General features: G+C 71.9%; 10 protein-coding genes. 4 read left to right on the forward strand and 6 right to left on the reverse strand.

What is annotated here, in order from left to right; genetic code table 11:
* Positions 1-208: 208 nt before the first annotated feature.
* The gene (locus tag MTR79_RS18295; RefSeq protein WP_244791317.1) at positions 209-1030 is read right to left on the reverse strand and encodes an FCD domain-containing protein; all 822 of its coding nucleotides are present in this window, start codon (positions 1028-1030) and stop codon (positions 209-211) included.
* 102 nt (positions 1031-1132) lie between these two features.
* On the opposite strand from MTR79_RS18295, the gene MTR79_RS18300 reads away from it, so the two are divergent.
* Both MTR79_RS18300 and MTR79_RS18305 read left to right on the forward strand, forming a co-directional pair.
* Positions 1133-2869, forward strand: a complete 1737-nt coding sequence (locus tag MTR79_RS18300) for an IlvD/Edd family dehydratase (protein ID WP_156698266.1) — start codon at positions 1133-1135, stop codon at positions 2867-2869.
* Between the two features lie 34 nt (positions 2870-2903).
* On the forward strand, positions 2904-4091 hold the full coding sequence (locus MTR79_RS18305; protein ID WP_244791319.1) for a fumarylacetoacetate hydrolase family protein: 1188 nt from the start codon (positions 2904-2906) through the stop codon (positions 4089-4091).
* A gap of 270 nt (positions 4092-4361) precedes the next feature.
* Here MTR79_RS18305 and MTR79_RS18310 read toward each other — a convergent pair whose 3' ends face one another.
* The 4 genes from MTR79_RS18310 to MTR79_RS18325 all read right to left on the reverse strand — a co-directional run bounded on the left by MTR79_RS18310 (position 4362) and on the right by MTR79_RS18325 (position 9996).
* Positions 4362-6740: a glycoside hydrolase family 3 N-terminal domain-containing protein gene (locus MTR79_RS18310; protein ID WP_244791321.1), complete on the reverse strand. Its 2379-nt coding sequence runs from the start codon at positions 6738-6740 to the stop codon at positions 4362-4364.
* Positions 6741-6882: 142 nt separating this feature from the next.
* The gene (locus tag MTR79_RS18315; protein ID WP_244791323.1) at positions 6883-7779 is read right to left on the reverse strand and encodes a carbohydrate ABC transporter permease; all 897 of its coding nucleotides are present in this window, start codon (positions 7777-7779) and stop codon (positions 6883-6885) included.
* A gap of 1 nt (position 7780) precedes the next feature.
* Entirely contained in the window at positions 7781-8689 is a 909-nt protein-coding gene (locus MTR79_RS18320; RefSeq protein ID WP_199216320.1) for a sugar ABC transporter permease, read from the reverse strand.
* Entirely contained in the window at positions 8686-9996 is a 1311-nt protein-coding gene (locus MTR79_RS18325) for an extracellular solute-binding protein (RefSeq protein ID WP_244791325.1), read from the reverse strand. The genes MTR79_RS18320 and MTR79_RS18325 overlap by 4 nt, the downstream gene beginning before the upstream one ends.
* A gap of 427 nt (positions 9997-10423) precedes the next feature.
* Here MTR79_RS18325 and MTR79_RS18330 point away from each other — a divergent pair, with 427 nt between their 5' ends.
* Positions 10424-11440, forward strand: a complete 1017-nt coding sequence (locus MTR79_RS18330; protein ID WP_189364671.1) for a LacI family DNA-binding transcriptional regulator — start codon at positions 10424-10426, stop codon at positions 11438-11440.
* A gap of 150 nt (positions 11441-11590) precedes the next feature.
* A complete protein-coding gene (locus MTR79_RS18335) occupies positions 11591-12346 on the forward strand; it encodes a methyltransferase domain-containing protein (protein WP_189364670.1) in 756 nt (251 codons plus the stop codon).
* A 357-nt stretch (positions 12347-12703) separates the two neighbouring features.
* Here the strand turns inward: MTR79_RS18335 and MTR79_RS18340 are convergent, their stop codons facing one another.
* Positions 12704-14461, reverse strand: a complete 1758-nt coding sequence (locus MTR79_RS18340) for a GAF domain-containing sensor histidine kinase (RefSeq protein WP_189364669.1) — start codon at positions 14459-14461, stop codon at positions 12704-12706.
* Positions 14462-14676 lie beyond the last annotated feature (215 nt).

Raw genomic sequence — 14676 nt, forward strand, 5'->3', positions numbered from 1 at the left:
TCCGGCTCGGCGCGGGGGACGATCCGGCTCGGCGCGGGGGATGATCCGGCCGGTGTCCGGGGTCCGGTCGGGTCTGCCGGTATGGGTGGCGGGTGTGGGATGGTCGTGGTGAAGCAGCGGCGCCCCCTCACCGCGCCGCTTCCCCAGCCCGTCAGGCCGGGTGACCGCCCGGCTCGCCCCGCTCCCGTGACTCCTCCGGCTTTCCCCGTTACTCCGGCTTTCCCGGCTTCCCCGACTCCTCCGGCTGCTTCCCCGGCTCCCCCGGCTTCCCCGGCTCCTCCGCCTGCTTCCCCGGCTCCCCCGGCTTCACCGGCGACCGGGCGATCTCCCGCTGGGCCGCCTCGATGATCCCCAGCACGGCCGCCGCTGCCGCGTCCGCGTCACGGGCCTCGACCGCGTGGACGACAGCGCGGTGGCCCGGCAGCGAGGCCTCCACCGCGCCCGGGGTCTGCGTGCTGATGTCGAAGCTGTGCTGCAACGCGATCTCGACGGCGCGCCCCAGGGAGCCGAGCAGCCGGTTGCCGCCGGCGTCCAGCAGGGCCCGGTGGAAGGCGATGTCGGCCTCGACGTAGCCGCCGCGCGCGGGTGACGCCGCCGCGGCCTCCATCGCGGCCAGGGCGTCGTTCAGAGCGCGTACGGCATCGGGGCCGGCCCGTTCGGCGGCGAGGCGGGCCGCCTCGGGCTCGACGATGCGGCGCAGTTCGCCCGTGTCCCGCAGCAGGGCCGCCGCGTCCCCGGCCTGCTTCCAGCGCAGGACGTCCGGGTCCAGGTGGTTCCAGTGGTCCGGGGGCAACACGCGTGTGCCGGTGCGCGGCCGTACCCGCAGCATGCCTTTGGCCACCAGCGACTTGACCGCCTCCCGCAGCACTCCGCGGCTGACGCCGATCTGGGACGCGAGGGCGTCCTCGACCGGCAGCGGGTCCCCCGGCTGCCACACGCCGGCCACGATGCGCCGCCCGATTTCGTCGGCCACGCGCTGCTGCATGGTCGGGAAGTTCGTGTCGATCTCCGCCCACCCCCTGGACGCCATTCATCGAATCATTTAATGATTGAGGTCCAGGGTAGCGGGGTCCGCGCCTCGACCACGCCCCATCCGCGCAGCGGACGACGCCGGAGTCACGGGAGTGTGCACATGACCGACCGTCGGAACTCGAGCCGCCGCAGTCAGGCCTGGTTCGGCGCACAGGGACGCAGCGGGATGCTGTACCGCTCGTGGATGCGCAACCAGGGCTTCGGGCACGAGGTGTTCGACGGACGTCCGGTCATCGGCATCGCGACCAGCGCGTCCGAACTCGCGCCGTGCAACGCACACCTGACGCGTGTCGCGGAAGCCGTGAAGCGCGGGGTGTGGCAGGCGGGCGGTCTGCCGCTGCAGTTCCCGACCATGGCGACCGGCGAGACGCTGATGCGCCCGACGGCCATGCTGTACCGCAACCTCATGGCGATGGAGGTCGAGGAGCTGATCCGGGCCAACCCGCTCGACGGGGTGGTGCTGCTGTCCGGCTGCGACAAGACGACCCCCGCCATGCTGATGGGCGCCGCGAGCGTCGACCTGCCCGCGGTGATGGTGACCGGCGGGCCGATGCTCAACGGCAAGTACCGCGGCCAGGACGTGGGTTCGGGCACGCATGTGTGGAAGTTCGAGGAGGACCTGAAGACCGGGCGGATGACCGAGGAGGAGTGCTTCTTCGCCGAGGGGTGCATGGCGCGGTCCGACGGTCACTGCATGACGATGGGAACCGCCTCGACGATGGCGTGCGTGGCCGAGGCACTCGGCATGCAGCTGCCGGGCTCGGCGGCCTGGCCGGCGGTCGACTCGCGGCGGATGGAGACCGCGCAGGCGGCGGGGCGGCGCATCGTCGACATGGTGGAGGAGGAGCTGCGCCCTTCGCGGATCCTCACGCGGGAGGCGTTTGAGAACGCCATCCGGGTCAACGCGGCCATCGGCGGCTCCACCAACGCCGTCATCCACCTCACCGCTCTCGCCGGACGCGTGGGCGTCGAGCTCGGCCTGGACGACTTCGACCGGCTGGTCCGTGAGGTACCGACGCTGGTGAACCTGATGCCGAGCGGCACGTACCTCATGGAAGACTTCTGTTACGCGGGCGGACTGCCCGCGGTGATGGCCGAGCTGCTCGGCGGCGGTCTGCTGCACGGCGGGCCTGTCACGGTCACCGGACGCACCGTCGCCGAGAACACCGCGCCGGCCGAACGCGTCGACTCCGACGTCATCACCCCACTCGACGCCCCCTTCCAGCCGGCCGGCACGGGCATCGCCGTCCTGCGCGGCAACCTGTGCCCGGACGGCGCGGTGATCAAGCAGTCCGCCGCGTCGCCGCACCTGCTCACCCACCGTGGACCGGCTCGCGTCTTCGACTCCCCCGAGGCGTACCACGCGGTCGCCGACGACCCCGGTCTGGACGTCGACGAGAACACGGTGATCGTCATCCGCAACGCCGGGCCCAAGGGCTACCCGGGTATGCCCGAGGTCTCCAACGTGCCTTTGCCGGCGAAGCTGTTGAAGGCCGGGATCACCGACATGGTGCGGGTCTGCGACGGCCGGATGAGCGGCACCGGCTACGGGACCGTCGTCCTGCACGTGACTCCCGAGGCCGCCGTCGGAGGGCCGCTCGCCCTGGTGCGCGACGGGGACCCCGTCGTCCTCGACGTCCCCGGCCGCGCCCTGCGCCTGGACGTCGACGACGCCGAACTCGCGCGGCGCAGGCAGGAGTGGACCCCGCCCGCCGAGCGGTACGTGAGTGGCTACACCTGGCTGTACACCCAGCACGTCGAACAGGCCGACCGGGGCGCCGACTTCGGTTTCCTGCGTGGTGGGCGGGGCCACGAGGTCCCCCGGGACTCGCACTGAACCCGGGCCCCTTCTCGTGAGGAGAGCATCGACCGTGGAATCGGCAGCAGCGCGCCCCCGTCCGGTCCTCACCGCCGGCACCGTCCTGCCGGAGGACGCCGGCCGGGCCGCCCTCGTCGCGCGCGTCCACGACCCGGAGGCGGACGGACCGTGCGTGGCCGCGGTGCAGGGCGAGCGGGTCGTCGACCTGACGGCCGTCGCGCCCACCGTCTCCGACCTGCTGGAACGGGACGACGCGGCGGAGGTGGTCCGCGAGGCGGACGGCGGCCGCGCCTGGCGCCTGGACGATCTGCTGGGCGCCCCGCCCGGGCAGGGGGACGTGCCGCACCTGCTCGCCCCCGTGGACCTCCAGGTCATCAAGGCCGCGGGAGTCACGTTCGCGCGGAGTCTGCTGGAACGCGTCATCGAGGAACGCACGGGCGGGGACCCCGCGCAGGCCACGCGGGTGCGGGAACGCGTGGTGCGGTTGGTGGGAGGCAGGCTCGACGGCATCCGGCCCGGCTCACCGGAGGCGGCCAAGGTCAAAGAGCTGTTGCTCGCCGAGGGGTTGTGGTCGCAGTACCTGGAGGTCGGCATCGGGCCGGACCCGGAGGTGTTCACCAAGGCGCCGGTGTTGTCGGCGGTCGGTACGGGCGCGGACATCGGCGTGCTCCGCGCCTCCGTGTGGAACAACCCCGAACCGGAGGCGGTCCTCGTCGTGGACTCGCGCGGCCGGGTACGCGGCGCCACGCTCGGCAACGACGTCAACCTCCGGGACGTGGAGGGCCGCAGCGCCCTGCTGCTGTCCCGCGCCAAGGACAACAACGCGTCCTGCGCGATCGGCCCGTTCGTCCGCCTGCTCGACGACGACTTCGGCATCGACGCGGTACGCGGCCTCGACATCGACCTGCGCGTCGAGGGCCCGGACGGCTACGTGCTGCGGGGCAGCAGCTCCCTGCGGGAGATCAGCCGCGACGTACTGGACCTGGTGTCCGCGACGTACGGCGCCCACCACCAGTACCCGGACGGCTTCGCCCTGTTCACGGGCACGCTGTTCGCCCCCACCGAGGACCGCGGGGCCCCGGGCGAGGGCTTCACCCACGAGTACGGCGACACCGTCCACATCTCCAGCCCTCGGCTGGGCGCCCTGGTCAACACGGTGGTACCGAGCGAGGAGGCACCACCGTGGACGTCCGGGGTGGGGGCGCTGATGCGGAGCCTGGCTCGGCGGGGGTTGCTGTAGTCGGGGGGAGATGTCAGCGCCCCGTCTCCTCGGCCGTGATCTGTGCGGCCGCTCTGGCGGCTCGGCCGAGTTTCGCGCAGTGGGCTTCGCGGACCCGCTCGTCGAGTGGTTGCCCGTGTTCCGGGCGCACCCCGGTGCGGCCGTCCGCCGTTTCGCGCGGGGTGTCGGCGCGGCCGGTGCGGCGGACGGTTTCGCCAGGGACGTGGACCATGTCGACGAGACCGTCGCACGGGGTGCGCGGCCCCTGACGTGTGCCGCGCACCCCGCGGTTCATGCGGTGGCCGGTTTCTGCACGAACGTGGCGTGCAGGCGTCGCGTGTGGTCAACGTGCCGTGTCACGCCGGTCAGCGTGACGCGGGTCGTCAGGCGCGGGTCGGCGCTGGAGGCCGACAGCCTCAGTTCCAGCACGCCCGGTTCCACCACGCGGCGCCCGTCGCGGCCCGTGAACGACGCGAGGTCGGCCGGGACCGTGACCGTCAGTCGTCGGGCCTCCCCCGCGTCCAGGGTGACCCGGGTGTAGCCGACGAGGCGCCGCACCGGCTGGACCACGGAGGCGACCGGGTCGTGCAGGTACAGCTGGACGACCTCCGTGCCGCCGCGGTCGCCCGTGTTGCGGACGGTGAATGCGAGCGTGAACTCGCCGTCCGTCGGGGCCTCGTGGGCCTCCGCCGTCAGGTCGCTCCAGTCGAACCGTGTGTAGGACAGGCCGTGGCCGAAGGGGAACGCGGGGGTCGGGTCCACGCTGGACGCATCGTTGGCGTGGGCGAGCGGCGCTCCGAGGTAGGTGCCCGGCTGGGAACCCGGTGCGCGGGGCACGCCGACCGGGAGGCGTCCGGAAGGGTTCACCCGGCCGCTGAGCACCCCGGCGATCGCGTGCGTCCCCTCCTCGCCCGGGAAGAAGGACTGGACGATCGCCGCCGACTCCGTCACCGCGCGCCCGAGCGCGTAGGGCCGTCCGGCCAGCAGCACGGTCACCACGGGCGTCCCGGCGTCGAGCAGCGCGTCGAGGAGGTGCTGCTGCGCGCCGGGCAGGTCCAGTGTCTCCGCGTCGCAGCCCTCGCCGCTGGTGCCGCGCCCGAAGAGGCCGGCCCTGTCGCCCAGCGCCACGAGGGTGACGTCGGCCTCGCGGGCCGCCCGTACCGCCTCGTCCAGGCCGGAGAGATCCCCGTCGTCGACGCCGGTGCCGCGGACGTACGTGATGTCGGCGTCGGGGAACTCCGCGGTGAGCGTCTCGCGCAGGCTGGGCAGGCCGATGCCGAGGGGCGTGCCGGGGTGGCGGACGCCGATGTGCTGGGGGAAGGAGTAGCAGCCCAGCACGGCGGTGGGTTCGTCGGCGTTGGGGCCGATCAGGGCGATGCGGCGGGGCCGGTCGAGCGGCAGGGTGCCGTCGTTGCCGAGCAGCACGACCGCTTCCTCGGCGAGCGTGCGCGCCAGGGCGCGGTTGTCGGGGCTGTCCAGGTCGACGCGGCCGCGCAGGGTCTCCGGGTCGTCCGCGTCGGTTCCGTCGAGTGCCGCAGGTACGGGGTCCCAGTCGGGGTCGAGCAGGCCGAGCGCGACCTTCTGGGTGAGGACCCGGCGCAGCGCGCGGTCGACCAGTTCCTCGGGGACGCGGCCGTCGGCGACGGCCTCGGTGAGCGGGGCGCCGTACGTCTTGACGTTGGGCAGTTCGACGTCGATGCCCGCGTGGAGCGCGGTGCCGGCGGCGTCCGCCCAGTCGGCCGCGACACCGTGCAGGGTCTTCAGGAAGGCGACGGCGAAGTAGTCGGCGACGACCGTGCCGTCGAAGCCCCACGTGTCCCGGAGCAGCCCGGTGAGCAGGCTCTCGTCCGCCGCGGAGGGAACGCCGTCGATGTCGGTGTAGGCGTTCATCACCGACCGTGCGCCGCCCTCGCGGATCGCCATCTCGAACGGCGGGAGCAGCACGTCGGCGCGCTCGCGCGGCCCCATCGAGGCGGGCGCGAGATTGCGTCCGGCGCGGGAGGCGGAGTACCCGGCGAAGTGCTTGAGGGTGGCGACGATCCCGGCGGACTCCAGGCCCTGGACGTAGGCGGTGCCGATGGTGCCGACGAGGTACGGGTCCTCGCCGATGGTCTCCTCGACGCGGCCCCAGCGGGCGTCGCGCACCACGTCCAGGACAGGCGCGAGGCCCTGGTGGACGCCGACGGCGCGCATGTCACGGCCGATGGCGGCGGCCATCCGGCGTACCAGGTCGGGGTCGAACGCGGCACCCCAGGACAGCGGGACGGGGTAGGCGGTGGCACCCCAGGCGGCGAAGCCGGCGAGGCACTCGTCGTGCGCGAGGGCGGGAATGCCGAAACGGTTGGAGGCGGCGATACGTGCCTGGGTGCGGGCCAGGGACAGCGCGCCGAGGGCGGGGTCGACCGGGACGGTGCCGAAGGGGCGGGTCAGCTGCCCCAGTCCGGTGGGCAGGAGCGCGTCGAGGTCGACGGCCTCCTCCATGTCGTGCTGGTGCGGGGCGACCTCGCCGCCGTCGGCTGCGGCGCCCACCCACACCCCGAACAGCTGGGCGGTCTTCTCCTCGATGGTCATGGCGGCGATCAGCGCGTCGACGCGTGCGTCGACGGGGGCGGTCGGGTCGTTCCAGAGGGAGAGGGCGGAGGGATTCTCCGCGGCCACGTCGGCGTTCACTTTCCTCCTCCGCCCGCCGGGCCCCGTACCGGGGCGGGGCGGGCGTACCGGTGGTCGAGTGGGAGTCGGGGCGGGGCGCCGGGGCCCCGCCGGTGCCGGTGTCGGTGCCGGTGTCGGTCACGACAGGTCGGGTCGGGTCAGGTCAGCGGCTGAATCCCGCGGTCAGGCCGCTCAGCAGCTGGCGGCGGCCGAAGGCGTACAGCACCAGGACGGGCAGGGTGGTGAGGACGACGGCGGCCAGCACGGCCGGAACGTTGACCCCGTACTGGCCCTGGAAGGTCCACAGGGCGAGCGGCAGGGTCCTGCGGTCAGGGCTCTGGGTGAGGACCAGGGGCAGCAGGAAGCCGTTCCAGATGGTCAGGGCGTTGAAGATGGACACGGTGAGGATGGCGGGCCGGGTGAGCGGCGCCGCGAGCCGCCACAGCGTCGTCCATTCGGTGGCGCCGTCCACGCGCATCGAGTCGAAGAGTTCCTTCGGCACGTCGCGGATGAAGTTGGCGAGGACCAGCACGGACAGCGGGATGGCGAAGGCGATGGAGGGGAGGATCAGCGCGGGCAGGCTGTCGTAGAGGTGCAGCTTGATGATGATGAGGTAGACCGGGATGACCGTCGCCTGCAGGGGGATGGCCAGTCCCATGAGGAACAGCCCGTTCATGGCGCGCAGCACGCGCATGCGCCAGCCGCGGACGATGGCGTAGGCCGCCATGAAGGAGACGAGGACCGCCGGTATCACCGCTCCGGCGGTGACGACGACGCTGTTCACGAAGTACTGCAGGAAGTCGGACTCGACGACCATCCGGTAGTTGTCCAGGGTGGGATCGGCCGACGGCACCAGCGGGTTGCTCGCGTAGTAGCGGCTGCGGTCCTTGAGGCTGGTGATGAGGGTCCAGTAGAGGGGTACGGCGACGACGGCCAGCCAGAGCCAGCCGGCCAGTCCGCCGAGCCAGTTGCGCCGGCGGGCCGCCGGGAGGGAGCCGTGCGGTCCCTCAAGGCGGGCGGCCTTCTGGGGTCGTCGGGTCTTGGTGAGCGTGGTGGTCACGTCAGGAGGCCCCCTCGAGTTGGCTCGCTGCGGCGTCCCGGCCTCCGAGGCGGCGCAGCAGCAGGGCGAGGGCGAGGCCGACGAGGACGAGGATGACCGCGATGGCGCTGGCGGGTCCCATGAGGCTGGCCTGGAATCCCCGCTTGTACATGTCCAGTGCGAGGACGCGGGTGGCGTCGCCGGGGCCGCCCTCGGTCAGGACGAAGATGAGGTCGAAGAAGGTCAGCGACCCGACGACCATCAGGGTGGACGAGGTGATGATGGTGTACTTCAGCTGGGGCAGGGTGATGCTGAAGAACTGCCTGACCCGTCCGGCTCCGTCCAACTGGGCCGCTTCGTAGAGCGACTTCGGGATCTGCTGGACCCCGCCCTGGTAGATCAGGGAGTGGAACGGAACGAACTGCCAGGAGACGACGAAGATGACGACGCCGAACGCGAGGCCCGGCCGCCCCAGCCAGTCCTGGCTGAGCGCCTCGATCCCCAGTCCGGCGCCGAGCCCGAAGTTCGGATCGAGCAGCGCCTCGTAGGCGATGGCGATGGCGGCGGAGCTGAGCATCAGCGGGACGAAGTAGACGACGCCCAACACCGCACGGTACCGCTGACGTCCGGCGAGGAACGTGCCGAGCAGGATGCTGAGCGGTGTCTGCACGGCCCAGGACACGGCCATGACCAGGAACGTCACCCACAGGGCGTGCGGCAGCCCTGGGTCGGTGAGCACCGCACGCCAGCTGGTCAGGCCGGTCAGGCGGATGGAGCCGATGCCGTCCCAGGTGGTGAAGCTCAGCGCGAAGACGCCGACGAGCGGTACGACGGCGAAGCCGGTGAAGAGCAGCAGCGCGGGCGTCGCCAGCCAGGGCAGGATGCTGCGCTGGGGGCGACGGCCGCTCTGCTTGGCGGTGAGCGTGCTCATGCGGCGGTGACCGCGTTGAGGTTGGAGGCGAACTGTTGCGGAGATATGGACAGTTGGAAGAGCTTGACGATGTTGTCGAGCAGCGTCTCCGCGGCGGTGGGGCTGAGCGCCTGGTCCCATGACTGCACGAACACCTTGGCCTTGCTGGCGATGTCGTACGTGAACTGGAGGAACTCGGCGTTGTCGGAGGCGGCCAGCAGTTTCTCCGTGCCCAGCCGGATCGGCACCGACCCGTTGCCGATCCACTGCTTCACCTCCTCCTCCTGGAGGACGCCGGTGGCGAAGAAGTCCTTGGCGATCTTCTTCTGCTCGGCGCTCGCCTTCGCGGAGACGGACAGGTACTGGGCCGGGTTGCCGACGGTGTTGCTCAGGTCGCCCTTGCCGCCCTCGACGGCCGGGAAGGTCATGAAGCCGAGCGAGTCGCTGGACACGAAGTCGCCGCCGTCGGCCTTCTGGATGCCGTACGACCAGGCTCCGTGCAGCATCATGGCCGCGCGGTCGGTGTACAGCAGGGCCTGGTCGGCGTTGGAGTCCGCGGTGATGGAGGAGAAGCCCTTCACGAACCCGTCGGCTTTCACGAGGTCCTGGAGCGCGGTGAGCGCCTTGATGGCGTCGGGGTGCGACCAGGCGTTCTTCTCGCCCTCGATGGCGGCCTGGAACACCTCGGGCCCGCCGATGCGGTCGAACAGGAACTCCAGCCACATCATGTTGGTCCACCGGGACTGCCCGCCGAGCGCGAACGGGGCGACGCCCTTCGCGTTGAACTTCGGGACCAGGGCCATGATGTCGTCCCAGGTCTCGGGCGGATCCACCTTGACCCGGTCGAACACCCGCTTGTTGTAGTAGAGGATGATCGGCTGCACCGTCTCGCACGGCATCGCGTAGATCCTGCCGTCGACGGTCGCCGCGCCGAACGAGGACGGGAACAGTCCCTTCTTGACGTCGGGGTTCTCGTCGAACCACGGGGTGAGGTCCTCGACCTGCCCGGCCTCCGCGTAGGCGCGCAGGGTCCCGCCGCCCCAGCCCCAGATGACGGTGGGCGCCTGGCCCGCGCCGATGGCTGTCTTGATCTTCGTCTTGTAGGCGTCGTTCTGGTAGGTCGTGTCCTCGATCTGCGTGTCCGGATGGGCCTTGTTGAAGGCATCGACGGCGCCGGCCCTGACGCCTTCCTGCGGCTGTCCGTTCAGGTACCAGTAGGTGGCGGCACCGCCCTTGCCGGGGCCCGAGGAGCCGCCGCAGGCGGCGAGCGCCGCGGAGACGGGCACGGCGGCCGCGAGGCCGAGAAGGGTACGTCGGGAGAGCGCCATGATTTTCTCCGCACTCGAGAGCCGTCGGGCTTCTCGTGGGTCGTGGAAAGGTTTTCGAAAATCACTTCGTCTAGCTCTGTTCGAGCAAGCTAGGTTTCACGCTGATGCGGTGTCAAGACGCGTGCGAGAGCGTTGTGATGCAGGCATCGCCCTTGTGACACAAGGGCCTTGATTGACCGGACCAGGCCAGATCAAGATCCGAAACTGTTTCGAAACGACCCTGTGAAAGGCGTTGATGACGCGGCGGCTGCGGGCTGTCACACTGTCGATGCGTTCCGTGCCGGGCCGTCGGGTCCGGCACCGCCCTGCCCGCCGGACGATCCCGGCGGCGGGTCGGCGTTCACCGGTACTGTTGTGCGGATCAGTCCGCGTGGCCGGCCGGACCGGCGGGTCACCGTCCCGGCGGCCCTACAGCTGAGAGGAACCGATGCGACCGAACGGCCGGCGCACCACCTTGGCGGACATCGCCCAAGCGGCTGGGGTCTCCGTCGCCACCGTGTCCAAGGTGGTCAACGGCCGTGGCGACGTGGCGCCGCACACCCGCGTCCGGGTGCAGGAACTGCTGCACCGGCACGACTACTTGGCACCGGTCTTCCGGCACACCGAAGCAGTCGAGAACCCGACGATCGAGGTGCAGTTCAAGGGCGGCCTCAAGTCGTACGTCGCGGAGACGCTGGAGGGCATCGTCGACGCGGCCGCCGAGTCCGGTGCCTCGGTGGTGGTCAGCAAGGCGTCCAGCGCCCCGCACTGGGCGCGTGACCTGGTGTCGGCCGGGCGCCGTGCCGTCATCGCGGTCACCAGCGTCCACACCGCCGCCCACCTGAAGGAACTGGCGCGGTCGGGGCTGCCGTTGGTGGTGCTGGACCCCCTGCATCTGCCGGACAGCCGGGTGCACAGCGTGGGCGCGACCAACTTCGCCGGCGGCCTGTCCGCGACCCGGCACCTGCTGTCCCTGGGCCACCGCCGCATCGCCTACCTCGGCGGGCCCGCCATGGCCGTCTGCAACCAGGCCCGCATGCACGGCTACCGCGCCGCCATGGAGGCCGAGGGCGCCCCGGTGCCGGAGGCGTACGTCCGGCCCGGGGAGTTCACGTACGAGTCGGGGCTGGCCGGCGCCGCCGAGCTGCTGGACCTGGACGAGCCGCCCACGGCTGTCTTCGCGGGCAACGACGAGATCGCCCTCGGTGTCGTCGAGACCGCCCGCGCCCGGGGCCTGCGTGTCCCCGAGGACCTGAGCGTGGTCGGCTTCGACGACACCAGCCTCGCCCAGATTGCCTCGCCGCCCCTCACCACCGTGCGCCAGCCACTGCGGGAGATGGGGGCTGCCGCGCTGCGGACCGCCCTGCGGCTGGCGAACGGGGAGAAGGCGGAGTCGCATCACATCGAGCTGGCCACGGAGCTTGTCGTGCGGGCGTCCACGGCGCCGCCTCCCGAGGGCGGCTGATCCCTTCCGGGCACGCCGTCCGGGCCCGGACCTGCGGCAGGCTCGGTGCGAAGCAGGCTCCGAGGGTGCGCGGGACGAGGGCCGGCGAACGGTGGGTGTACTGCCGCGGGTGTCGGTGTTTGACTGGCCCTCATGTCATCGACTCTCGGTATGTCCCGACCCGATCAGGCCTCCTACATGCTGCGGGCCGCCGCCAGTGACGTGGGCCGCCTGTACAAGGGGCAGCTGCTGGATCTGCTGGACGTCCGGGAGGGGCACACCGTCCTGGACGCGGGGTGCGGGCCGGGCGCCGATCTGCCGGCGCTGGCGCAGCGCGTCGGCGGGACCGGCACGGTGATCGGTGTCGACCGTGACCCGGCCATGCTGGGGCAGGCGCGTGAGCGGACACGGCAGTTGCCCCGGGTGGAGATCCGTGAGGGGGACGTGCTCGATCTGCCCGTCGGTCCCGGCACGGTGGACCGCGCCAAGATCGACCGGGTGCTCATGCACGTCGAGGATCCGGCGACGGCTCTGGCTCAGCTGCACCGTGTGACACGGCCGGGCGCGCGCGTCGGTCTGGCCGAGCCCGACTGGGACACGCTGATCGTCGACGCCGAGGACCTGGAGACGAGCCGCGCCTTCACCCGGTACACCACGACGGAAGCCGTCCGCCACGCGACCGTCGGGCGCGGTCTTCCGCGGCTCGCCGAGCAGGCGGGCTTCGGTGTGGAGACCGTCCTCGCCACGACGCCGGTGTTCCGTGACGTCGAGGAGGCCGACCACACGCTGGGCCTCGGCCGCAACATGGAGGCGGCCGTCGCCGCCGGGTACGTCGACCGGGAGCGTGGGCGCCGGTGGTTCACGGGCCTGTCGCAGGGGACCTTCTTCGCGTCGTTCACGCTCGTCACGGTGATCTGTTCGCGCTGACGCGCGGGTCGCGGACCGTCACGCCCGGCGGTCCCGTGTGACGGTCCGCGCTGCGGAGGGGAGGTTTCAGAGCCGGTGGCCCTCACCCGGCTGCGGCTTCGCCGGGGGCCATGAGCCGGGAGACCGTGACGAACGTGTACCCCCGGCGGCGAAGTCGCTGATGGTGTCCGGCACGGCGGGGATGGTGCCCGCGTGGCGTTCGTGGGCGGCCGGCCGCGCACACCGGCCGGTCCGGCCGGCGGAAGGACGGGCATCCACGGCAACGACACCGTCGACGCCCTGGCGCAGGCCCACGGTCACCGGGATGAGGCGCGGTCCTGGGACGTGTTCCCGAAGGGAGCCGATCCCCGCCGCGCGTCACGGGACCGGCCGGCCGTCCTCCGCGTCGTCCGACGACTGCCCCAGCGGCGCGTGCCACACGAGCCGTGTTCCCCCTCCTCCCGGACTCTCCAGCTCCATGTCGCCGCCGAGCTTCCGTGCTCGCTCGGCCATGTTGGTCAGACCGCTGCGACGGCCTCCGGCCGGGATGCCGACGCCGTTGTCCGTGACCGTCAGGCGGACCTGCCGGCCGTCGGTCTCCAGCATGACGTCGGAGCGGTCCGCGTGGGCGTGCCGGGCGACGTTGGTCAGGGACTCGGTGAGGACGGCCAGGACGTGGTCGGCGGTCTCCGCGGGCACGTGCGTGTCGAGCAGGCCCTCCATACGGACGCTGGGGGCGAAGCCCAGCAGGGCGGTGGCCTCGCCGACCGCGCGTACCGCGCGGGAGCGCAGGCCGGGAGCCGCGTCGTCCTCGCGGGACCGCAAGCCGAAGATCGTCGATCTGATGATCTTGATGGTCTCGTCGAGGTCGTTCACGGCCCGCTGGACGCGGTCCGAGGCGCCTTCGTGCTGGATGAACCGGTCGGCGCTCTGCAGCGTCATGCCGGTGGCGAAAAGCCGTTGGATGGCCAGGTCGTGCAGGTCGCGCGCGATCCGGTCGCGGTCCTCCAGCAGGGCGATCTGCTCGGCGTCCTCTCGTCGCTCCGCCAGTTCCATGGCGACGGCGGCCTGGGCGGCGAAGACCTCGAGCGGCTCGGTCTCCTTCGCGGAGAACTCACGGCCGCCCGACTGCCGGACCAGCAGAACCACACCGCGGGCGTCGTCGCCCGAGCCGATCGGTACGGCGACGGCCGGTCCGAGCCCGTCGAAGCGCGGAGGACCGGCCGAGACCCGTGAGTCACGTGAGACGTCCGGGCTGCTGACGGACACCCGCTGGACGAACGCCTGCCCGATGAGGGTCCCCTCCACGGGCAGGACGACCCCGCGCCATGCGTCGGCCTCCTGGCCGATCGCGAGTTCCACGGCGAGGGTGTCCGTCCCGCGCACCGGCATCGCCACCACGCTCAGGGCGGAGGCGGTGATCTCCCTGGCGCGCTCGGCGATCAGCGGCAGTACCCCGCCCTGGTCCGCGCCGGACATGAGGGTGTGCGTGATCTCGGCGTTCACCTGGAGCCAGCGCTCGCGCAGCCGGGACTCCTCGTACAGACGCGCGTTGTCGATCGCCACGCCGGCCGCCACGGCCAGGGTGGCCAGCACCGACTCGTCGTCGTCGTCGAACTGCTGGCCGCCGCGCTTCTCGGTCAGGTACAGGTTGCCGAAGACGTGGTCGCGCACCCGGATGGGGACGCCGAGGAAGCTGTCCATCGGCGGATGGTGGGCCGGGAAGCCGTACGAGGCGGGGTGCTCGGAGAGCTTCGTCAGCCGCAGCGGCTCCGGACGGCGGATCAGCTCGCCGAGGATGCCGTGGCCCTCCGGGTAGGGGCCGATGCGGGCGATCTGCTCGTCGCTGACGCCCACGGTGTGAAAGGCCGACAGACGTTCGCCGTCCGGACCGATCACGCCGAGGGCCGCGTACTCCGCGTCGACCAGCGCCGCCGCCGCCTCCACGATGCTGTGCAGCGCCTGCTCCAGGTTCAGCTCCCGGCCCACGGACAGCACCGCTTCCAGCAGGCTGTGCACCCGGTCCCGGGTGCCGCGCGCAGCGTCCAGGCGGGCCTGCAGCTCTTCCAGCAGTTCGTCCAGCCGCAGTTGCGGCAGACGCACCCGTGCCGCGCGGGCTTCCTCGGCGTTCTCCAACGCTGCTCCTCCAACGCCTCACCGCCTGCCGGCGGCCGTACCGTCCGGCTGTCACGGTAGCGGCTCGAACAGGGGGAAGGACACGGGATCAGCGCCGCCGTGCGGGCCGCCGCCCGGCCGGGACCGTCAGTTCTACCCGGTCGCTTCCTTCTCGTCCGCAGGCAGCGGAGATCACGCGGGGCAGATCACATGCTCCAGGTCGTGCCGGCCTTCCT

This window comes from Streptomyces sp. BJ20, assembly GCF_022869105.1.
Classification (GTDB): domain Bacteria; phylum Actinomycetota; class Actinomycetes; order Streptomycetales; family Streptomycetaceae; genus Streptomyces; species Streptomyces griseoincarnatus.